Source organism: Kitasatospora sp. NPDC091207, from assembly GCF_044768625.1.
Taxonomy (GTDB): domain Bacteria; phylum Actinomycetota; class Actinomycetes; order Streptomycetales; family Streptomycetaceae; genus Kitasatospora.
In genome coordinates this window covers 178,241-200,923 of sequence record NZ_JBIVVS010000011.1, presented here as the reverse complement: position 1 = coordinate 200,923, position 22,683 = coordinate 178,241, and the positions used below count along the sequence as shown (strand labels likewise).

The 22,683-nt window shown below is 74.8% G+C and carries 12 protein-coding genes and 1 pseudogene; 12 read left to right on the top strand and 1 reads right to left on the bottom strand.

The genetic code is table 11. From position 1 onward, the window contains the following. From ACIQTO_RS20350 to ACIQTO_RS20310, 9 genes and pseudogenes are all read left to right on the top strand, one after another. Positions 1-5,634: a type I polyketide synthase gene (locus ACIQTO_RS20350; RefSeq protein WP_402389678.1), complete on the top strand. Its 5,634-nt coding sequence runs from the start codon at positions 1-3 to the stop codon at positions 5,632-5,634. A 119-nt stretch (positions 5,635-5,753) separates the two neighbouring features. Next, positions 5,754-12,707: pseudogene (locus tag ACIQTO_RS20345) on the top strand (type I polyketide synthase); the annotation flags it as partial. A gap of 151 nt (positions 12,708-12,858) precedes the next feature. Next, complete coding sequence (locus ACIQTO_RS20340; protein ID WP_402389675.1) at positions 12,859-13,545, top strand: class I SAM-dependent methyltransferase; 687 nt, start codon at positions 12,859-12,861, stop codon at positions 13,543-13,545. Positions 13,546-13,610: 65 nt separating this feature from the next. Then, positions 13,611-14,123 (top strand): SRPBCC family protein, encoded by a 513-nt coding sequence (locus tag ACIQTO_RS20335; RefSeq protein ID WP_402389673.1) that lies wholly within the window; start codon positions 13,611-13,613, stop codon positions 14,121-14,123. Between the two features lie 87 nt (positions 14,124-14,210). Then, positions 14,211-16,052, top strand: coding sequence for an asparagine synthase (glutamine-hydrolyzing) (gene asnB / locus ACIQTO_RS20330; protein WP_402389670.1), 1,842 nt, complete (start codon positions 14,211-14,213; stop codon positions 16,050-16,052). Positions 16,053-16,062: 10 nt separating this feature from the next. Beyond that, positions 16,063-16,836, top strand: a complete 774-nt coding sequence (ubiG, locus tag ACIQTO_RS20325) for a bifunctional 2-polyprenyl-6-hydroxyphenol methylase/3-demethylubiquinol 3-O-methyltransferase UbiG (protein WP_402389667.1) — start codon at positions 16,063-16,065, stop codon at positions 16,834-16,836. 2 nt (positions 16,837-16,838) lie between these two features. After that, on the top strand, positions 16,839-18,605 hold the full coding sequence (locus tag ACIQTO_RS20320) for an FAD-dependent monooxygenase (RefSeq protein ID WP_402389665.1): 1,767 nt from the start codon (positions 16,839-16,841) through the stop codon (positions 18,603-18,605). Between the two features lie 98 nt (positions 18,606-18,703). Continuing rightward, positions 18,704-19,510, top strand: a complete 807-nt coding sequence (locus ACIQTO_RS20315) for a thioesterase II family protein (protein ID WP_402389663.1) — start codon at positions 18,704-18,706, stop codon at positions 19,508-19,510. Next, complete coding sequence (locus ACIQTO_RS20310) at positions 19,411-20,046, top strand: LLM class flavin-dependent oxidoreductase (protein WP_402389751.1); 636 nt, start codon at positions 19,411-19,413, stop codon at positions 20,044-20,046. The genes ACIQTO_RS20315 and ACIQTO_RS20310 overlap by 100 nt, the downstream gene beginning before the upstream one ends. A gap of 58 nt (positions 20,047-20,104) precedes the next feature. On the opposite strand, the gene ACIQTO_RS20305 is transcribed toward ACIQTO_RS20310, so the two are convergent. Continuing rightward, positions 20,105-20,839, bottom strand: a complete 735-nt coding sequence (locus ACIQTO_RS20305; protein ID WP_402389662.1) for a class I SAM-dependent methyltransferase — start codon at positions 20,837-20,839, stop codon at positions 20,105-20,107. Between the two features lie 253 nt (positions 20,840-21,092). Here ACIQTO_RS20305 and ACIQTO_RS20300 point away from each other — a divergent pair, with 253 nt between their 5' ends. From ACIQTO_RS20300 to ACIQTO_RS20290, 3 genes are all read left to right on the top strand, one after another. Beyond that, positions 21,093-21,260 (top strand): hypothetical protein, encoded by a 168-nt coding sequence (locus ACIQTO_RS20300; protein ID WP_402389659.1) that lies wholly within the window; start codon positions 21,093-21,095, stop codon positions 21,258-21,260. Between the two features lie 196 nt (positions 21,261-21,456). After that, positions 21,457-21,915: an SRPBCC family protein gene (locus tag ACIQTO_RS20295; protein ID WP_402389657.1), complete on the top strand. Its 459-nt coding sequence runs from the start codon at positions 21,457-21,459 to the stop codon at positions 21,913-21,915. A gap of 111 nt (positions 21,916-22,026) precedes the next feature. Further along, positions 22,027-22,581, top strand: coding sequence for a type 1 glutamine amidotransferase domain-containing protein (locus ACIQTO_RS20290; RefSeq protein ID WP_402389655.1), 555 nt, complete (start codon positions 22,027-22,029; stop codon positions 22,579-22,581). Positions 22,582-22,683: the final 102 nt, after the last annotated feature.

The following is a 22,683-nucleotide window of genomic DNA, read 5'->3' as shown; positions in this document are numbered from 1 at the left end:
ATGGCTGCATCACAGGCTGCATCCCCGGACAAGGTGCTGGAAGCGCTCCGGATCTCCCTCAAGGAGACCAAGCGGCTCCAGCAGCAGAACCACCGGCTGACCGAGGCCCGGCACGAGCCGGTCGCGATCGTCGGCATGGCCTGCCGGTTCCCCGGCGATGTCCGCAGCCCCGAGGACCTGTGGCGCCTGGTCGCGGACGGCCGTGACGCCCGCTCCGACTTCCCTGCCGAACGCGGCTGGGACACCGAGGAGTTGTACGACCCGGACCCGGACCGGACCGGCCGGAGCTACGTCCGGCAGGGCTGCTTCGTCCGGGACGCGGACCGGTTCGACGCCGCGTTCTTCGGGATCAGCCCGCGCGAGGCGCTGGCGATGGACCCGCAACAGCGGCTGCTGCTGGAGACCACCTGGGAGGCCTTCGAACGGGCCGGCATCGACCCCTCCTCGGTCCGCGGCAGCAGCACCGGCGTGTTCGTCGGCGCGTCCCCGCTCGGCTACGCCGCCGACCCGCGCGACGCCGAGGGCTCCGAGGGCTACCTGCTGACCGGCACCACCGTCAGCGTGGCCTCCGGCCGGCTGTCCTACACCTTCGGGCTGGAGGGCCCGGCCGTCACGGTCGACACCGCCTGCTCCTCCTCCCTGGTCGCCCTGCACCTGGCGAGCCGGGCCCTGCGCGACGGCGAGTGCTCGATGGCGCTGGTCGGCGGGGCGGCGGTGATGGCGGCGCCGCACATGTTCATCGAGTTCAGCCGCCAGCGCGGCCTGGCCCCGGACGGCCGCTGCAAGGCGTTCGCCGGCGCCGCCGACGGCACCGCCTGGGGCGAGGGCGTCGGCGTGCTGCTGGTCGAGCGGCTCTCCGACGCCCGGCGCCTCGGCCACCCGGTGCTGGCCGTGGTCCGCGGCTCGGCCGTCAACCAGGACGGCGCCTCCAACGGCCTGACCGCGCCGAGCGGCCCGGCCCAGCAGCGGGTGATCCGGGCGGCGCTGGCCGACGCCCGGCTCTCGCCGGCGGACGTCGACGCGGTGGAGGCGCACGGCACCGGCACCCGGCTGGGCGACCCGATCGAGGCCCAGGCCCTGCTGGCCACCTACGGACAGCAGCGGAACGCCGAACAGCCGCTCTGGCTCGGCTCGGTGAAGTCCAACATCGGCCACACCCAGCTCGCCGCGGGGGTCGCCGGCATCATCAAGACGGTCCTGGCGATGCGGCACGGCGTCCTGCCGGCCACCCTGCACGTCGACGAACCGACGCCGCAGGTCGACTGGTCCCGGGGCGCGGTCGAACTGCTCACCGAGCGGCGCGACTGGCCCGTGACCGGCCGGCCCCGGCGGGCCGCCGTCTCCTCGTTCGGGATCAGCGGCACCAACGCGCACGTGATCCTGGAGCAGCCCGTCGAGGAGGCGCCCGCCGAGCCCGCCGCCGAGGCACCGCGCGAGACGCCCGGCGGCACCCCGTGGCTGCTCTCCGCCCGGGGGCCGGAGGCACTGCGCGCCCAGGCCGGGCGGCTCGCCGACGCCGTCGCCGCCGACCCCGGGTGGGAGCCGGCGGACGTCGCCTGGTCGCTGGCCACCGCACGGGCCGGCCTCGACCACCGCGCGGTGGTGCTCGGCACCGACCGCACCGCCCTGCTCGCCGGGCTCGACGCGCTGCGCCACGGCGAGGCCGCGCCCCGGGTCGTGCGGGGCCCGGCCACCGGCCGGACCGGCAAGCTGGCCTTCCTGTTCACCGGCCAGGGAGCGCAGCGGGCCGGCGCCGGACGCGAACTGCACCGCCGCTTCCCGGTGTTCGCCGACGAGCTGGACCGCGTCTGCGCGCTGCTGACGGAGCGGAGCGGTCTGCCGGTCCGCGCGGCCCTGCTCGCCGAGGAGGGGTCGCCCGAGGCGGCCCGGCTGGACGGCACGGCCTTCGCCCAGGCCGCCCTCTTCGCCCTGGAGGTGGCGCTGTTCCGGCTGGCCGAATCCTGGGGCCTGCGGCCGGACTTCCTGCTGGGACACTCGATCGGCGAGCTGGCGGCCGCCCACCTGGCCGGGGTCTTCTCGCTGGAGGACGCGGTGACGGTGGTCGCCGCCCGCGGCCGTCTGATGCAGCGGCTCCCGGCCGGCGGCGCGATGGTGGCGGTCGAGGCGACGGAGGAGGAGGTCGCCGCGCTGCTCGCGGACCGCGCCGACCAGGTGGGCGTCGCCGCCGTGAACGGGCCCCGGTCCGTGGTGCTCTCCGGCGACGAGGAGGCGGTGGCGGAGATCGCCGGGCGGCTGAGCGCCGAGGGCCGCCGCACGAAGCGGCTCACCGTCAGCCACGCCTTCCACTCCCCACGGATGGAGGGGATGCTCGACCGGTTCCGCGAGGTGCTCGACGGGGTCACGCTGCACGAGCCCACCATCCCCGTGATCTCCAACCTGACCGGCCGGCCGGTCACCGCCGGGCAGCTCGGCACCGCCGAGTACTGGGTGCGGCACGTGCGCGAGGCCGTACGCTTCCACGACGGCGTCCAGCACCTGCTCGGGCAGGGGGTGACGGCCTTCCTGGAACTGGGCCCGGACGGCGTGCTGGCCGCCATGACCCAGCAGAGCGCGGGCGACCGGGCGGCGGACATCGCGGCGGTGCCGCTGCTGCGCCGGGGCCGCCCGGAGCCGGACACCGTGCTGGCCGCCGTCGCCCACGCGCACGTGCGGGGCGTCCCGGTCGACTGGCCGGCCTGCCTCACCGCCCTCGCCGGGCCGGCCGCGCACCGGGTGGACCTTCCGACGTACGCGTTCCAGGGCGAGCGGTACTGGCTGGACTCCGTCGCCGTGCCCGGCGGCACGCCCGCCGAGGTGACCGGCCTGGGCCTGAGCACGGCCGGGCACCCGCTGCTCGGCGCCGTCGTCACCCCGGCCGAGGGCGGCGGGCTGATCCTCACCGGGCGCCTGTCGACCCGCTCGCACCGCTGGCTCGCCGACCACGTCGTGCTGGGCTCCGTCGTCGTGCCCGGCACCGCCTACCTGGAGCTGGCGCTGCACGCGGCGCGCCTGACGGGCTGCACGACGGTCGAGGAGCTGGACCAGGAGGCCCCGCTGATCCTCCCCGAGGACGGCGCGGTGCAGGTGCAGCTGGTGGTCGGCGAGGCCGACGCGACGGGCCGGCGGCCGATCGGCGTCCACTCGCGGCCGGACGGCGACGAGGCCTGGACCAGGCACGCCGGCGGCACGCTCGCCACCGGTGGCACCCCGGACGACGGCGCCGACGGCTGGGAGCCGGCCGGGGTCTGGCCGCCCGAGGGCGCCGAGCCGGTGGAGCTCGACGACTTCTACCCGTCCGTCGCCCGTGACGGCTTCGCGTACGGCCCGTCGTTCCGGGGCCTGCGGGCGATGTGGCGGGCGGGCACGGAGGTATTCGGCGAGGTCGCCCTGCCGGATCCGGAGCGGGCCCGGGCCGGCGACTACGGCGTGCACCCGGCGCTGCTCGACGCCGCGCTGCACGCGGGCCTGGTCGGGAACACCGGGGGCGAGGTGCTGCTGCCCTTCGCCTGGAACGGCGTGCGCCTGCACCGCCCCGGCGCGGCCGTCCTGCGGCTGCGGCTGGCCCCCGCCGGCCCGGACGCGATGTCCCTGGAGGTCGCCGACGGGAACGGCGCGCCGGTCGCCTCGGTCGCCTCGCTGCGGGCCCGGCCGGTCTCGGTCGAGCAGCTGCGCGCGGCGGCCGGGAGCGGCCGCTCCGACGCGCTGTTCCGCGTCGAGTGGTCGCCCGCCCCGGCGGCCGACCCGGCCGAAGCCGTCGGGCCGGACGCCGGACGGTGGGCCGTCCTCGGCGACGGCTCCGGGTACCCGGGCCTCGACGGCTCCGCCGGCTTCGACCGGTACCCGGACCTCGCGGCCCTCGGTGAGGCCGTCACCGCCGGCCTGCCCGTGCCGGACGCGGTCTTCCTGCCCCTCCCGGCCACCACGGGCGACCTCCCGGTCGCGGTCCGCGCGGCCGTGCACCGGGCGTGGTCGGCGCTGACGGCCTGGGCCGCGAACGACCGCTTCGCCGGCTCCCGCCTGGTCCTGGTGACCCGCGGCGCGGTGGCCGCAGGCCGCGACGAGGACGTGCCGAACCTCGCCCACGCGCCGCTCTGGGGCCTGGCCCGGGCCGCCCAGGCCGAACACCCGGACCGCTTCGTCCTGCTCGACCTCGACGGCGGCGCGGGCACCGCGGCGGCCCTCCGCCGGGCGGCCTCGGGCGGCGAGCCCCAACTCGCCCTGCGCGCGGGCGCCGTGCTCGCCCCCCGCCTGGTCCGGGCCCGCCCCGCGACACCCGCCCCGGCCGTCACCCCGGCCGTCACCCCGGACCCCGACGGCACGGTGCTGATCACCGGCGGCACCGGCGCGCTCGGCGCCCTGGTGGCCCGGCACCTGGTCACCGAGCACGGCGCGCGACACCTGCTACTGCTCGGCCGACGCGGCCCCGAGGCCCCCGGCGCCACCGAACTCACCGCCGAACTCACCGCCCTCGGAGCCCGGGTGACGGTCACCGCCTGCGACACCGCCGACCGCGACGACCTCGCGAAGGCCCTCGCCGGCATCCCCGCCGCACACCCGCTCACCACCGTCGTCCACGCCGCCGGCGTGGCGGTGGACGGTGCGCTGGCCTCGCTCGACGAGGAGCGGTTCGACGCCGCGCTCCGCCCCAAGGCGGACGCCGCCTGGCACCTGCACGAGCTCACCCGCGACGCCGGGCTCGCCGCGTTCGTGCTGTTCTCCTCCGCGACGGCCACCCTCGGGGGTGCCGGCCAGGGCGGCTACACCGCCGCCAACGCCTTCCTCGACGCGCTCGCCCAGCACCGCGCCGCACAGGGCCTGCCCGGCCGGTCGCTGGCCTGGGGCCTGTGGGAGCAGCAGGCCGGCATGGCGGGCGCGCTCGACGAGGCGACGCTCGGCCGGATGCGGCGCTCGGGCGTCCGGTCGCTCACCCCGGCGGACGGCCTGGCCCTGTTCGACACGGCGATCGCCGGAGCCGACCCGACGGTGCTGCCGGTCCGGCTGGACATCGCCGCGCTGCGCCGGGCCGGCGCCGACCTCCCGCCGTTGCTGCGCGGACTGGCCGGTCCGGCCGCCGGGCCCGCCCGCCGGCCGGACGCGGGGGCGGCCGAGAACCTGCAGCGGCGGTTGGCCGGGCTGTCCGGGGACGACCGCGAGCGCGCGCTGCTCGCCCTGGTGCGCGAGCAGATGGCCGTCGTCCTCGGCCACCCCAACGCGGCCTCGGTGGGCGCGGACCGGGCGTTCGGCGACCTCGGCTTCGACTCGCTCACCGCGGTCGAGCTGCGCAACCGCCTGACCGCCGCCACCGGGCTGCGGCTGTCCGCGACGCTGGTGTTCGACCATCCGACGGCGGCCGAGCTGGCCCGCCACCTCGACACGGCACTCCCGCACGCGGGGGCGCCGTCGGCCGCGCCCGTGCTGGCGGAGCTCGACCGCCTGGACGCCGTCCTCGGCGGGATCGGCGCCGACCACCCGGACCGGGCGAGGATCGCCGGCCGGCTGCGGGTGCTGGCCGCCCGGTGGAGCGACCAGCACGGCCCGACGACCGGCGAATCACCCTCGGCCGAAATGGAGTTGGACTCGGCCGGCGACGACGAGGTCTTCGACTTCATCACCAACGAGCTCGGCATCTCCTGACCCGCCCGCCGGCGGCCGCGCCGGCACGTCCGTCCTGTTCCTGTCCGATCCGAAGGGGTTGCGCCACTGTGGCCAGCGAGACCGAGGACAAGCTCCGCTACTTCCTCAAGAAGGTGACCGCCGATCTTCAGGAGACCCGCCGGCGGGTCCAGGAGATGGAGTCCGTCACGGGCGAGCCGATCGCGGTCGTCGGCATGGCCTGCCGCTTCCCCGGCGGCGCCGATTCGGCGGAGCGGCTGTGGCAGCTGGTCGCGGACGGGCGGGACGCCGTCACCCCGTTCCCCACCGACCGCGGCTGGGACGTCGAGGCGCTGTACGACCCCGATCCGGACCGCACCGGCCACACCTACGCCCGCGAGGGCGGCTTCGTGGCGGGCGCGGACCGGTTCGACGCCGGGTTCTTCGGGATCGGGCCGCGCGAGGCACTGGCGATGGACCCGCAGCAGCGGCTGCTGCTGGAGACCTCCTGGGAGGCCTTCGAACGGGCCGGCATCGACCCGGCCACCCTGCGCGGGAGCAGCACCGGCGTCTTCATGGGCGCCGGACAGGTCGACTACGCGGCGCTCGCCCAGCGGGCCACCGAGAGCCTGGAGGGGTACCTGCTCTCCGGTGGCGCGGCGAGCGTCATCTCGGGCCGGCTCTCCTACGTGTTCGGGCTAGAGGGCCCGGCGATCACCGTGGACACGGCGTGCTCGTCCTCGCTGGTGGCCCTGCACCTGGCCTGCCAGTCGCTGCGCCGCGGGGAGTGCGCCACGGCGCTCGCGGGCGGCGCGGCGGTGATGGCCTCACCGGGCATGTTCGTCGAGTTCAGCCGCCAGCGCGGGTTGGCCCCGGACGGGCGGTGCAAGGCCTTCGGCGCGGCCGCGGACGGCACCGGCTGGGGCGAGGGCGCCGGCGTGCTGCTGCTGGAGCGGCTCTCGGACGCGCGACGCCACGGGCACCGGGTGCTCGCGCTGGTCCGCGGCTCGGCCGTCAACCAGGACGGCGCCTCCAACGGGCTCACGGCTCCCAACGGGCCGTCGCAGCAGCGCGTCATCCGTACCGCGCTCGACAACGCCCTGCTCTCGGCGGCGGACATCGACGCGGTGGAGGCGCACGGCACCGGCACCACCCTGGGCGACCCGATCGAGGCCCAGGCCCTGCTGGCCACCTACGGCCAGGAGCGGACGACCGAACAGCCGTTGTGGCTCGGCTCGGTGAAGTCCAACATCGGCCACACCCAGGCGGCGGCCGGCGTGGCCGGCGTGATCAAGATGGTGATGGCGATGCGGCACGGCGTACTGCCCCGCACGCTGCACGTCGACGAACCGACGCCGCACGTGGACTGGACCGCCGGCGCGGTCGAACTGCTCACCGAGAACCGGGAGTGGCCGGCCGGCGAGCGCACCCGACGCGCCGGGGTGTCGGCGTTCGGCGCGAGCGGGACGAACGCGCACGTCATCCTGGAGGAGGCCCCGGCGGCCGGGGACGAGGCCGTCACCGCCGAATCGCCCTCCCCCGTGGTGCCGTGGCTGCTCTCCGCCCGCGACGAACCGGGCCTGCACGCACACGCCGCACAGCTCGCCGGCTTCCTGCGCGACCACCCCGACACCGACCTGCGCGCCGTCGGACACACCCTGTTCACCGGACGCGCCGCCCTCGACCACCGCGCCGTCGCCCTCGGCCGCACCCACGCCGAACTCCTCACCCACCTCACCACCCTGGCCGACGAGAACACGGCGACCGACAGCACCGAGCACGCCGGTCGCACCGTCTTCGTCTTCCCCGGACAAGGCTCCCAGTGGATCGGCATGGGCGCCGAACTCCTCGACACCTCCGACGTGTTCCGCACCCACATCGAAGCCTGCGCCCAAGCCCTCGCCCCCCACACCGACTGGAACCTGCTCGACGTCCTGCGCGGCCAGAACGACCTCAGTCGTGTGGACGTCGTCCAGCCCGCCCTGTTCGCCGTCATGGTCTCCCTCGCCCGCCTCTGGCAGTCCCTCGGTGTCCGCCCCGACGCCGTCCTCGGCCACTCCCAGGGCGAGATCGCCGCCGCCCACATCGCCGGCGCCCTCACCCTGGAGGACGCCGCCCGCATCGTCGCCCTCCGCGCCAAGGCCATCACCACCCTGGCCGGTACCGGCACCATGGCCAGCATCGCCCTCCCCGCCTCGCAGGTCGAAACCCTCCTGACGCCGCACCGGGGTGAGGTGAGCATCGCCGCGATCAACGGCCCCGGCCACACCGTCATCGCCGGCACCGTCGCCGCCGTCCACGCCGTTGTCGAACAGGCCACCGCAGGCGGCGCACGCGCCCGCACCATCCCCGTCGACTACGCCTCCCACTCCCCCCAGGTCGAGACCCTCCGCGACCAACTCCTCACCGACCTCGCCGACATCAAGCCCGGGCCGAGCACCATCCCCTTCCTGTCGGCCGTCACCGCCGAGATCACCGACACCACCACCCTCGACGCCCACTACTGGTACACCAACCTCCGCCAACCCGTCCTCTTCCAACAAGCCGTCACCCAACTCGCCACCACCGGCCACACCACCTTCATCGAAACCAGCCCCCACCCCGTCCTCACCCCCGCCATCGAAGCGACGCTCGACGAGACACCCGCGATCATCACCGGCACCCTCCGCCGCGACGAAGGCCACTGGACCCGACTGCTCACCTCCGCCGCCCACCTCCACACCCACGGCACCACCGTCGACTGGACCCCGCTCGTCCACCCCGGCCACCACCCCGACCTCCCCACCTACCCCTTCCGGCGGCGCCGCTACTGGGTGGACACCACGGGCACCGGCACCCCGGTCACCGAGCCAGACGACCGCGCCGCGGCGTCGGCGGGCGCCGAACTGCGGCGGCGGCTCGACGGACTGTCCGAACCCGACCGCGAGCAGCTGCTGTTCGACCTGGTGCGGTCCCACGCGACGGCCGTCCTGGGCCTCGACGATCCGATCGCGCCCGGGCGCTCCTTCCACGAGCTGGGCTTCGTCTCGCTCACCGCCGTGGAACTGCGCAACCGGCTGAACGCCGCCACCGGCCTGCGGCTCCCGGCCGCCGTCGCCTTCGACCACCCGACCCCCGAGGCTCTGAGCCACCACCTGCGCGGTCGGCTGCTCGACACCACCGCCGGCACCACCGCCGAACCCGCCGACGCGGCACCCGTGCCGGCATCGGCCGTCGGCGACGACGACCCGATCGCCATCGTCGCCATGGCCTGCCGGTTCCCCGGCGAGGTCCGCAGCCCCGAAGAGCTCTGGGGACTGGTCGCGGACGGCCGGGACGCGATCACGCCGTTCCCCGTGAACCGGGGCTGGGACCTCGACAACCTCTACGACCCCGACCCGGACCGCCCTGGCCGCTCCTACACCCGCGAGGGCGGCTTCCTGCACGACGCGGACGGCTTCGACGCGGCGTTCTTCGGCATCGGCCCGCGCGAGGCGCTCGCCATGGACCCGCAGCAGCGGCTGCTGCTGGAGACCTCCTGGGAGGCCTTCGAACGGGCCGGCATCACCGCGGACAGCCTGCGCGGCAGCCGCACCGGCGTGTTCGCCGGCAGCAGTGGCCAGGACTACCACCTGCTGGCGCAGGGCTCGGCGGAGGGCCTGGAGGGCTACCTGCTGACCGGCAACGCGGCCAGCGTCATCTCCGGCCGGCTCGCCTACACGTACGGCTTGGAGGGCCCGGCCGTCACGGTGGACACCGCCTGCTCGTCCTCGCTGGTCGCCCTCCACCTGGCCTGCCAGTCGCTGCGCTCGGGCGAGAGCACGCTCGCCCTCGCGGGCGCCGTCACCGTGCTGTCCACCCCGCAGGCGTTCATCGGCTTCAGCCGGCAGCGGGGCCTGGCCCCGGACGGGCGCTGCAAGCCCTTCGCCGCCGCCGCCGACGGCACCGCCTGGGGCGAGGGGGCGGGCGTGCTGCTGCTGGAGCGGCTGTCCGACGCCCGCCGCAACGGGCACCCGGTGCTCGCCGTGGTCCGCGGCTCGGCCACCAACCAGGACGGCGCCAGCAACGGGCTGTCCGCGCCGAACGGGCCGTCCCAACAGCGGGTCATCCGGCAGGCGCTGGCCAACGCCCGGCTGACCGCGAACGAGGTGGACGCGGTCGAGGCACACGGGACGGGAACGCCGCTCGGGGACCCGATCGAGGCCGAGGCGCTGCTCGCGACGTACGGGCGGGACCGGCCGGCCGAACGGCCGCTCAGGCTGGGCTCGGTGAAGTCGAACATCGGCCACACCGCGGCCGCCGCCGGAATGGCCGGCGTGATCAAGATGGTGATGGCGATGGAGCACGGCGTCCTGCCGCCCACGCTGCACACCGACGTCCCCACCCCGCACGTGGACTGGGGCTCGGGAGCGATCGCCCTGCTCACCGAGTCGGTGGCCTGGCCGGAGCACGGCCGCCCCCGCCGCGCCGGCGTCTCCGCCTTCGGCATCAGCGGCACCAACGCCCACGTCGTCCTCGAACAGGCCCCGGCGGAGCCCGCCGGCCCACGCCTGACGGCCGTCGGCGACGACACCGCCCCGGTCGCCCCGCCGGCGCCCGAGCCCCCGGCCCAGGCCCCGACGGCCGAGCACCGGCCGCTCGTCCTCTGGCCGGTCTCGGCCCGTGGCGAGGCCGCGTTGCGCGGCCAGGCGGAGCGCCTGCGCGCACACCTCGACGACGTGCCCGGCCTCGATCCCGCCGCCGTCGGCCGCGCACTGGCGCTCACCCGGTCGGCCCTGCCGCGCCGCGCCGTCCTGCTCGGCCGCGACCTCGGCGAGCTGGCCGCCGGCCTGCCCGCACTCGCGGCCGGAACGACGGCGCCGGGGCTGGTCCGGGGCACGGCGGCGGCCGGCCGGGTCGGCTTCCTCTTCCCCGGCCAGGGCAGTCAGGTGCCCGGCATGGGCCGCGGCCTGCACGCGGCGCACCCCGTCTTCGCCCGGGCCCTGGACGAGGTGTGCGAGTTGCTCGACCACCAGCTCGCCGAGCCCGGGCGCCCCGCGCTGCGCGACGTCCTGTTCGCCCCCGAGGGCAGCCCCGCGGCGGCCCTGCTGGACGAGACGGTGTTCACCCAGGCCGGGCTCTTCGCCGTCGGTCTGGCGGCGTTCCGCCTGCTCGAATCCTGGGGCGTGACGCCCGACTACGTCGGCGGCCACTCGATCGGCGAACTGGCGGCGGCCTGCGCGGCCGGCGTGCTGACTCCGCAGGACGCCTGCCGGCTGGTCGCGGCTCGCGGCCGGCTGATGCAGGCCACCCCGACCGGGGGCGCGATGGTGGCCGTGGAGGCGGCCGAGGACGAGGTGCTGCCGCTGCTGGCGGGCCGGGAGGACCGGCTCGGCCTCGCCGCCGTCAACGGGCCGCGCGCCGTCGTGCTGTCCGGGCTGGCCGAGGCCGTCGACGAGGTCGCGGCCGTGCTCGCCGAACGCGGCCGCCGGACCAAGCGGCTGCGGGTCACCCGGGCGTTCCACTCGCCGCTGATGGACGGTGTGCTGGCACGCTTCCACGAGGTGGCGGGCGAGCTGACGTACCGTCCGCCGCGGATCCGGCTGCTGTCCAACCTGACCGGCGAGCGCGCCACCGCCGAGCAGGTGGGCAGGCCGGAGTACTGGGTGCGGCACATCCGGGAGACGGTGCGGTTCCACGACGGCGTGCGCCGGATGGCGGCGGACGGGGTGACCACCTTCCTCGAACTCGGCCCCGGCGGCGTGCTGTCCGCCCTGGCCCGGGAGGCGCTGGCCGACCGGGAGCCCGCCCCGGCGGCGGTGCCGCTGCTGCGGCGCGGCCGACCGGAGTCGGAGAGCGCGCTGACGGCGCTCGCCCACGCCCACGTCCGCGGGGTCCCGGTCGACTGGGAGGCCGTGCTCGGCCACGCCGGCGCGGGCACCGTCGCCCTGCCCACCTACGCGTTCCAGCACCGGCGCTTCTGGCCCGACGCCGCCGCCCCGGCGGCCGGGCCGGAGCAGCCCGGCACCGCCCCGGCCGCCGTCCGACCGGCCGACGAGGACGCCCCCGCCCGGCTGCGGGAGCGGCTCGCGGCCCTCGGACCGGCCGAACGCGACTCCGCCCTGCGGGAGTTGGTCGCCGGCCAGGTCGCCGCCGCGCTCGGTCACAGCTCTGCCGACGAACTGGAGACCGACCTGAGCCTGCCGGAGCTGGGGTTCGACTCGCTGGCCGCCACCGAACTGAGTGCCGCACTGCTGGCCGCCACCGGTCTCACCCTGCCCCCCACCGCGGTCTTCGAGCACCCCACGGTCGACGCGCTCACCGCCCGGCTGCGGGCCGAGCTGGACGCCGCCCCCACCTCGCCGGGCACCCCGGCCGACGGCCTGCTGGCCTCGCTGGCGCCGCGCGCCGCCGAACTCGGCCGGTTCGCCGAGTTCGGCGAACTCCTCACGGCCGTCTCCCGGTTCAGGGAGACCTTCGACACCCCGCCGGGCCCCGCCGCCCGCCCGGCTCCGGTCCGTCTCGCCCACGGCCCGGCGGCCCCGCGGTTCTTCTGCTTCCCGTCCTTCGCCACCCGGTCCGGCGCCCACCAGTACGCCCGGCTGGCCGCTGCCGCCCGCGGCGGCCACGAGCTGTGGGCGCTGCCCGCCCCCGGCTTCGTCGCCGGCGAACCACTGCCCGCCGACCTCGACGCGCTGGTACGCCTGCACGCCGAGGACGTCGAACGGCTGGCCGCCGGGCAGCCGTTCGCGCTCCTGGGCCACTCCGCCGGCGGCTGGATCGCGCACGCGGTGGCGGCCCACCTGGAGAAGCTCGGCACCTCCCCCGCGGCGCTCGTCCTGCTGGACAGCTACCGGCCCGGCAGTGCGACGCTCCCCCGCATCCAGGCGGAGATCGCCCGTCAGCTGGCGGACGGCCGCCTCGCACCGGAACAGCTGCTGGACGACGCCTGCCTCACCGCGACGGGTGGCTACGCCCGGCTCTTCGACTCCTGGGAGCCGGAGCCGCTCGCCGCCCCGACGCTCCAGCTCCGCGCGGCCCGGCCGCTGCCCGGGTTCCCGGCCGACGGCTGGCAGGCCTCCTGGCCGGTGCCGCACACCGAGGCCGAGGTGCCGGGCGACCACTTCACCATGACCGGCGAGCACGGACCCGCCACCATGCGGGCCGTCCTCGACCACCTCGCCGGGTCGGCCGCCTGACCGCCCCGGCCGCCCCGCCCCGCACCGCTCCGCACCACACCGCTCGACACCGCACCGCACCGAGCCAGACCGCACCGCCTATCCGTTCCCGACCGAGGGTGAGCAGACCATGAGCACCGACCACGACCCGAAGCCCGACTCCCTGGACCAGGCCGTCCTGGACGGCCAGGCCGCCTACCACCGCCGTGCCCTGCACTTCTACGACCTGCTGGTGTTCCGCGGCAGCGCCCCGCTGTTCTGGCGCTGCTCGCCGAGGAACTTCCTCCAGATGTACAACACCTGCGTCGGCGCGAAGCACCTGGAGATCGGCGTCGGCACCGGCTACCTGGTGTCGCACACCAGGTTCCCGGTCTCGAACCCGCACATCACGCTGGCCGACCTCAACCCCGCCACGCTCGACTTCACCGCGGAGCGGCTCGCGCACTTCCGGACCACCAAGGTGGTCGCCAACGCCCTGGAGCCGCTGCCGGTGGCCGCGGAGAGCCAGGACTCGGCCGCCCTCAGCTTCCTGCTGCACTGCATCCCCGGCAGCCTGCGCGAGAAGGGCGTGGCCATCCGGCACGCGGCGGCGGCGGTCAAGCCCGGCGGCACGGTGTTCGGCAGCACGATCCTCTCCCTGGGCGTCCCGGTCACCGGCGCCGGCCGCTGGCTGATGAACGACCTCAACAAGAAGGGCGTCTTCCACAACGCCCAGGACGACCTGGAGGACCTGCGCGACCAGCTCAAGCAGAACTTCGACGACTTCGACCTGATCGTCCGCGGCTCCGTCGGCCTCTTCCGGGCCCGCAAGGCCTGACGCCCACCCGCTCTCCCGCCCCACCCCCGCACCACCCAGAACCGTTCCGGAAAGGACCCGACGCCATGGCCACACGCTGGTATCCGATCGAGGAGGCCGACGACTCGCTCTTCGCCACGGCCCCGCTGTACCACGCCCGTTCCGTCGAGGTGCCGTTCTCCGCGGAGGAGACCTGGGCGGCCCTCACCGGCGACGGCGTGTCCAGCTGGACGAAGGGGATGCGCCGGCTCACCTGGACGTCGCCCCGGCCGTTCGGCGTCGGCACCACCCGGGAGATCGAGATGGAGAGCGACCTCGTCCTGCGCGAGCGCTTCTACCGCTGGGAGGAGGGCACCCGCAAGACCTTCACCGCGACCGAGGGGACCCGCCCGATCTTCCGCCACCTGGTGGAGGACTACGTGGTCGAGCCGACCGGGACCGGCGCCCGGTTCAGCTGGCGCTGGGCGGCCGAGCTGAACCGCCCGTGGTCGTTCCTGCAGGGCCCGCTGGACCGCTTCTTCTTCGCCCCCACCGGCCGCTCGCACATCGACGGCCTGCCCGCCTACATGGCCGGGCTGCCCCGGTCCGCACGCGACTGATCCCTCCGCTCCTGCCTCCGGCACCACAGAACCCCGAGAAGCCCGGAACCCCCGGACCGCCGAACCCCCGAACGAAAGAAGACCCGTATGTGCGGGATCGCCGGCTGGATCTCCTTCCAGCTCGACCTCGAACGTGAACTCCCCGCCCTGAGCGCGATGACCGACACCATGATCTGCCGCGGTCCGGACGCCGGCGGCACCTGGCTGTCCCGCCACGCCGCGCTGGGCCACCGCCGGCTCTCCATCATCGACCTCACGGGCGGCGTGCAGCCGATGGTGGTCGAGACGCCGGACGGCCCGGTGGTGATGACGTACAGCGGCGAGGCGTACAACTTCACCGAACTGCGGGACGAACTCCGCCGCCGGGGGCACGAGTTCCGCACCTCCAGCGACACCGAGGTGGTGCTCCGCGGCTACCTGGAGTGGGGGCAGGGAGTCGCCGACCGGCTCAACGGCATGTACGCGCTGGGCATTTGGGACGGCCGCGTGGAGAAGCTGGTGCTGCTGCGCGACCGCCTGGGCATCAAGCCGCTCTACTACTTCCCCACCGCGGACGGCGTGCTGTTCGGGTCGGAGGCCAAGACCCTGCTCGCCCACCCGTCGGTGGACCCGGTGGTGGACGCCGACGGCCTGCGCGAGATGTTCGGCTTCGTCAAGGCCCCCGGCCGCGCGGTCTGGTCGGGCATGCACGAGGTGAAGCCGGGCACCATGGTCACCTTCGACCGCTCCGGGCTGCGCGAGCACGTGTACTGGCGGCTGGAGGCGGCCGAGCACCGCGACGACACCGAGACCACCGTCCGCCACGTCCGCGAGCTGCTGGAGGACAGTGTGGCCCGGCAACTGGTGGCCGACGTGCCGCAGTGCGTGCTGCTCTCCGGCGGCCTCGACTCCAGCGCCCTGACCGCCCTGGCCGGCCGCCGGCTGGCCGCCGAGGGCGAGCGGGTGCGCACCTTCACCGTCGACTTCGAGCAGCCGGACGCGTTCCGGCCGGACGACCTGCGCGGCTCGCAGGACGCCCCGTTCGCCCGCGAGGTGGTCGAGCACGTCGGCACGCTGCACCACGACATCCGGCTCGACCACCAGGCCCTGGCCGACCCGGCGGTGCGCCGGGCGACGGTGACCGCCCGGGACCTTCCGTTCGGCTTCGGCGAGGCGGACAACTCGCTGTACCTGCTGTTCAAGGCGATCCGCGAGCACTCGACGGTCGCGCTCTCCGGCGAGTCGTCCGACGAGATCTTCGGCGGCTACCCGTGGTTCCACCTGCCGCCCGTGCAGGAGGTCCCGATGTTCCCGTGGGTGACCGCCTCCGGTCTCGGCCCGCGCAAGCACCCCACCAAGCTGATCGACCCCGAGCTGCTGCTGAAGACGCTCGACGTCCCCGGCTACTGGGCGCAGCGCTGGACCGAGTCGGTGGCCGCGATACCGGTGGTGCCGGGCGAGGACGCGCACGAGCGGCGGATGCGCGAGTTCTGCCACGTGCACCTGACCAGCCTGCTGGGCCTGCTGCTGGACCGCAAGGACCGGATGAGCATGGCGGTCGGCCTGGAGGTGCGGGTGCCGTTCTGCGACCACCGCCTGGTCGAGTACGTGTACAACACGCCCTGGGCGATGAAGACCTTCGACGGCCGGGAGAAGAGCCTGCTGCGCGCCGCGGTGCGGGACATCCTGCCGAACTCGGTGGTGGAGCGGCGCAAGGCGCTCTACCCGCACACCCAGCAGCTCGCCTACGTCGGCGCGTTGCAGCGCCAGGTGGGCGAGCTGCTGTCCGGGGACCACCCGGCGGTGGAGCTCTTCGACCGCGCCGCGCTCGCCGGGGCCGTCGGCGCACCGCCGGAGGCCGTCGACCGGGACGAGCGGGAGGCGTTCGAACGCGTCCTCGACCTGGCCGTCTGGCTCGACCTCTACCGCCCGACCGTCAAGACCTCCTGAGGAGCCCGCCATGCCCGTCGACAACGACGTCTACAACACCCACTCCTGGTGGGACGACGACCAGCCGTTCGCCACGCTGGAGGCGTTCACCCCCGCCCGGTTCGACTACTTCCACGACGTGCTGACCAGCCGGCTGCGGCTGGATCTCAAGGGCCTCAAGGTGCTCGACGTGGGGTGCGGCGGCGGTCTGCTCGCCGAGCACTTCGCCAAGGCCGGCTGCCGGGTCACCGGCATGGACCCGTCCGGCCCGTCCCTGGCGGCGGCCGGCGAGCACGCCCGCGAGTCCGGCCTGGAGATCGAGTACCAGCAGGGCGTCGCCGAGCACCTGCCGTTCCCGGACGCCACGTTCGACTTCGTCTACTGCTGCGACACGCTGGAGCACGTCACCTCGGTGGACCAGTCGGTCTCCGAGGCCGTCCGGGTGCTCAAGCCCGGCGGCCACTACCTGTACGACACGATCAACCGGACCTTCCGGTCCAAGCTCGCGATGATCAAGATGGCGCAGGACTGGAAGTCCGTCAGCTTCGCGCCCAAGGACCTGCACGACTGGGCCAGCTTCATCAAGCCGGCCGAGCTGCACGCCGTCTTCCGCAAGCACGGCCTGGACAACCAGGACCTCGTCGGATTCGCCTCCACCCGGCCGCAGTTGGAGCTGTTCAAGGCGATGCGCCGGCGCGCCCGGGGCGAGATCAGCTACGGCGAGCTGGGGCGGCAGTTCCAGCTCGGCGTTCACAAGGACACGTCGGTGATCTACGCCGGCTACGCGCGGAAGGCGGCGAACTGACCATGGCGACCCCCACCCCCGACGTCCGGGTGCCGGTACTGATCGTCGGCGCCGGCCCGGCCGGCCTCACCGCCTCGCTGGCGCTCTCCCGCTACGGCGTGGCGCACCTGCTGGTCGGCAAGTACCCGGGCACCGCGCACACCCCGCGCGCCCACCTGCTGAACCAGCGCACCGGCGAGATCCTGCGCGACCTCGGCGTGGAGCGCGAGGTGCTGGCCGAGGCGACGCCGAGCCCGCTGCTGGCCAACCACGTCTTCATGTCGACCTTCGCCGGCCCCGAGGTGAGCCGGCTGGACGCGTACGGCAACGGCCCGGACCGGATCGGCGACTACCTCGCGGCCAGCCCGAGCACGATGTGCAACCTCGCGCAGCACCGGCTGGAGCCGCTGCTGGTCGAGCAGGTCCGACAGGCCGGGGTCGGCGAACTCCGCTTCGGCCAGGAGTTCCTGAGCCTGGAGCAGGACGAGGACGGGGTCACCGCGGTGATCGCCGACCGGCAGTCCGGCCTGGAGTACACCGTCCGGGCCGACTACGTGATCGGCGCCGACGGCGCCAAGAGCCGGGTGATGGAGCAGGCCGGACTCACCGTGGAGGGCGCCACCGGGCTGGCCAAGGTGGCCTCGGTCTGGTTCGAGGCGGACCTCACGGCCTACTGCGCCGACCGCCCCGCGATCCTCTACATGGGCGCCGTCCCCGGCAATCCGCCGGAGGACGGCCGGGTGTTCGTCAGCATCCGCCCCTGGACCGAGTGGGTCTACCTGCGCTTCCTCGACCACGGCGGGGAATTCGACCCGGACGACCACGAGGAGATCCTCGCGCACATCCGGGAGAGCATCGGCGACCCGTCCGTCGAGGTCCGGATCAAGAAGGTCTCACCGTGGGAGGTCAACGCGGTCGTCGCCCCCCGCTACGGGAACGGCCGGGTGTTCTGCGTCGGTGACGCGGTGCACCAGATGCCGCCGACCAACGGTCTCGGGCTGAACTCGGCGGTCGCGGACTCCTTCAACCTCGCCTGGAAGCTGAAGCTCGTCCTCGACGGGACGGCCTCCGGCGCCCTGCTGGACACCTACCAGGCCGAGCGGCTGCCGGTCGGCGGGCAGATCGTCGACCGCGCGGTGCGCAGCATGCTCGACTTCCTCGGCATCCCGGCGGCGCTGGGCTTCGCCGCCGGGCAGAGCCCGGCCGAGCAGTGGGAGCTGCTGCGCGGCCTCGCCGACGACACCGAGGAGGCGGCCGCCCGGCGCGCCGCGCTGGCCGCCGCCACCGACCGGATCAACTACCAGGTCAACGCGCACGGCGTCGAGATCGGCTACCGCTACCGCGACGGCGCCCGGGTGGACGACGGCACCGCCGAACCGGTCGACGACCGGGACCAGGAGCTGTACTACCGGGCCACCACCTGGCCGGGCGCGCGCCTGCCGCACGCCTGGCTGGAGGACGGCGGACGCCGCCGCTCCACCCTGGACGTGGTCGGCCGGGGCCGCTTCGTCCTGCTCACCGGTCGCGGCGGGGACCGCTGGCACGACGCGGCGCGGGAGGCCGCCCGGCTCACCGGGGTGCCCGTCACCGTCCGCACGATCGGCGCGGCCGAGGGCCTGCGCGACCCGTACGGGGCGTGGGAGCGGCAGCGCGAGGTCGACGCGGACGGTGGCGTCCTGGTCCGCCCGGACGGGCACGTGGCCTGGCGCGCCCGGACGGCCGCCTCGGCCGACGACCTGCCCAAGGTGCTGGCGGCCCTGCTCCAGTCACCCGCCGGACCGAGGGTCTGACCCCCCTCCGGGCGGCCCCGCGCCGAGCAGGGGCCGCCCGGCACCCGGTCGCCACCCGAGCGACCGTCACCCGACCACTCACCACCGAGGACGCCCCCATGGCCGTGACCGACCCCGGCACCGGCGACGCCCGCTGGATGCGCCGGTTCCACCCGGCGCCGGCCGACGCCCCCAGGCTGGTCCTGCTCCCGCACGCCGGCGGATCCGCGAGCTTCTTCCGCCCGTTCGCGACCGCGCTGGCCGCACGCTTCGACGTGCTGACCGTCCAGTACCCGGGGCGCCAGGACCGCCGCACCGAGCCGCGGATCGAGGACCTCACCGAGTACGCCGACCGGATCCACCGGGCCCTCCCCTCCGACGACCGCCCGCTCGCCCTCTACGGCCACAGCATGGGCGCGCTGCTCGCCTTCGAGGTGGCCCGCCGGCTGGAGGCGGCCGGCCGGGCCCCGCTCGCCGTGGTCGTCTCGGGCCGCCGGGCCCCGTCCGTGCACCGGGAGGACACCGTCCACCTGCGCGACGACGCCGGCCTGATCGCCGAACTGCGCGAGCTGAGCGCCACCCACAGCAGCCTGCTCGCCGACGAGGAACTCGTCCGGATGATCCTCCCGGCCCTGCGCGGCGACTACACCGCCGTGGAACGCTGGACCTGCCCCGCCGACGCCGTGCTGACCGCCCCGCTGCTGGCGCTGACCGGCGACGCCGACCGCTGGACCGGCGTCGAGGACGCGGCCGCCTGGGCCGCGCACACCACCGGCGCCTTCCGGCTGGAGGTGCTCGACGGCGGCCACTTCTTCATCGTCGACCACTGGCAGCGGCTGTCCGGCCTCGTCGCCGGCTTCGCCCTCGACGCCCTCGATGCCCTCGGCGCCCCTGCCGCCCTCGACGCCCTGGGCGCACCGGCCTGACGCCGTGCTCCGACTCCGGAGAGCCTGCGCGTCGAACATCGGTTCGTCCTGGTAGCGCGCCCCGAGGACCGTTGCCGGTGCTCGTGTCGGGGTTCGGGCCGAAGGCCGCCGAACTGGCCGGGCGGATCGGGGACGGGTTCGTCACCATGAGCCCCGACGCCGACCTGGTGGGTGCCTTCCGCGACGGCGGTGGCGCGGGCACGAAGGTGGTGGGCGGGGTGAAGGTGTGCTGGCGCGGCAACCGCGAGAAGGCCGTCGACGTCGTGCACCGCCTGTGGCCCACCGAGCCGCTGCCCGGTGAGCCGGCACAGATCCTGCCGACCCGGGCCCACGTCGAGCAGGCCGGCGAGCTGGTCACCCGCGACACGGTCGCCGACGCGGTGACCTGCGGCGACGAGGTGGAGAAGCATCTGAAGACGGTGCGCGCCTACGCGCGGGCCGGCTTCGACGAGGTGTACGTCGGGCAGATCGGCCCGGATCAGGAGATGTTCTTCGACGCGTACCGGGAGTTGGTCCTGCCTGCCCTCCAACGCTGAACCGCATCCGCCTCCGCGAAGGGCGCTCAACGCCTCGGAGAACGGGTGGCGAAGACCTTCAGTGTGCGGGGCGGCGCGCGGCCAGGAGGTCGGCGCTGGGAGCCTGCACGATCTGCAGGCCCTGGTCCCCGAGTTCCGCGGCGATCTGCGATGCTGAGGCCGGCCACATCGTGAACGTCTCCCGCTCCTCACGCACCGGGCGGCCATCCCGTTCGACGCGGTAGGTGAAGACGGTGCGCACGAACCCCCGGTCGGGCTCCCGGGTGACCTCGGCGGTGTAGATGTCGGGACCGACCCTGACCGGCCCGAGCCGCCCCACCGGCTCGCGCCCGGCCGGCAGCCCGGTGGGTGGCGGGTCGAACAGCAGCAGCCCACCGGGAAGGAGCGCGCGGCTGACGGCCTGCCACGTGGCACGTCGGGTGGCAGGCTCCAGGCAGGCGATGACGTTCGAGGCCACGGCCAGGTCCGCCACCTCCACCAGGCCTGCCGCTTCGACGGGTTCGGGATGGAGGGTGAGCCTGGCACGTTGGTCGGCGCCCAGGGCGGCGACGCGGGACGCGAGCGCGGCGCGCATCGCCGCCGCCGGCTCGACGGCGTGGACGGGGGCGGTGCAGGCGGCGAGCAGGACCTCGGTGACGACCCCGGTGCCCGCGCCGATGTCGAGGACCCCGTGCCGGGCACGAGCGGCCGCTTCGGCGAAGCGCCGCTTCGCGCGGCGACGGTCGGTCTCGGCCTGCAGGAGGTCGTAGAACTCGGCGGACACCGTGTAGTCGGCGTCGGGCGCATCGCTCACGCGGCCGCGGCCCCCCGGATCCGTGCGCTGAAGGTTCCCATGGGGACAACGCTGCCCGCGCCACCGCACCCGTGCGGCCCGGGCTGAGCCGGACGGCGTAGCGGCGGACCGGCCGGATCATCCGCAACGCGCCGACGGTCGGCGCGGCCGGGGGACGACCCGTCGTGTTCGCGCGCCGGCCACTGGGTAGGCGCCGGGCGCCGGCGGGAGCGCCTCAGCCCGCCCGCCGACGACTCCTGGGAGGTGGACCGCCTTGGCATGGCTGCTCTTCCTGGTTCTGATGGCCATGGTGTTCGGAATCATCGGCGCGACGGCAGGGGGCCTGTTCCATCTGCTCGTCATCGGCGTGCTCGTCCTCGTGTGCGCGGCACTGTTCGGCGCTGTGCGTCTCCGCCGCACGGGGCGACGTCCGACCCGCTGAGGGAACGGCACGGAGCACGTCGGCCCCGCGAGGAGCCGGAACCGCGGCACGCGGCACCGGGTCTGGGCGGCGAGGACCGGAGAACGGCACTCCGGACGGTCCGGTGGAAAAGGCGCCGCAGGATGAGTGCGTCGATTTCGGTGCCGTGGGCAGGCGCACCGGTGGACCGGTCACCGACACGTTTGGAGGTTCGGCGATGAGCATGGTGCAGGAATCCGTCGACGTGGACGTCCCGCTGCACACCGCCTACGACCAGTGGACGCAGTTCACGGACTTCCCCCGCTTCATGGAGGGCGTCGAGGAGGTCACGCAGCTCGACGAGCGCCACAACCACTGGAAGACCAGTATTGCCGGCGTGACCCGCGAGTTCGACACCGAGATCGTCGACCAGTTGCCGGACGAGAAGATCGCCTGGCGCACCGTGGGCGGCGACGTCCAGCAGATGGGAGTGGTGACCTTCACGCGCCTGGACGACCGGCACACCACCGTGCGTCTGGCCATGGACTTCCAGCCCGAGGGCGTGGCCGAGAAGGCCGCCGACGCCATGGGCATGGTCGATCGCAGGGTGAAGGGCGACCTGAAGCGCTTCAAGTCCTTCATCGAGGAACGCGGTGTGGAGAACGGCGGCTGGCGCGGCCGGATCACCCCCGGTTGAGAAGCCGTTCCGGCTGTTCCCGCGGGGGGCCGGTGCCCCGTACATGAACAAGCGCATGCCGGAGCCACCCCTCTCCCCCGAGACATCCCCCTGAGACGAGAGGAGTTCGCCATGGTCACCTTGCGGGGAAAGACCGTTGCGTTCCTGGTCGCACCCGAGGGTGCCGAGCAGGTCGAACTCACCAGTCCCTGGCAGGCCGTCGTGGAGGCGGGCGGTACGCCGCGCCCGGTGTCCACCCGCGGTGGCAGGGTCCAGGCGTTCAACCACCTCGACCGCGGCGACACCTTCGCCGTCGACGCGGTGGTGGGCGAGGCCTCGGCAGAAGACTACGACGCCCTCGTCCTCCCCGGCGGCGTCGCCGATCCGGACGCCCTCAGGACGGACGCGGACGCGGTGGGTTTCGTCAGGGCCTTCTTCGACACCGGGAAGCCGGTGGCCGCCATCTGCCACGCCCCGTGGACACTGATCGAGGCCGACGTGGTCCGCGGACGCAGCCTCACCTCCTGGCCGAGCCTGCGCACCGACCTCGTGAACGCCGGCGCCCGGTGGGCCGACGAGCAGGTCCAGGTCTGCACCGACGGCCCCAATGCCCTGGTGAGCAGCCGCAAGCCGGACGACCTGCCCACCTTCAACGACGTACTGGTGACGGTGTTCGCCAAAGCCTGACCGGTCGAGGCACGCCCGACGCGGCCAGGAGGAGACGACTGAGCACCTGCCGGGTTCCACTTCCGGTCCACACACCCGGCTCGCCAGGACCCCGGATCCCCC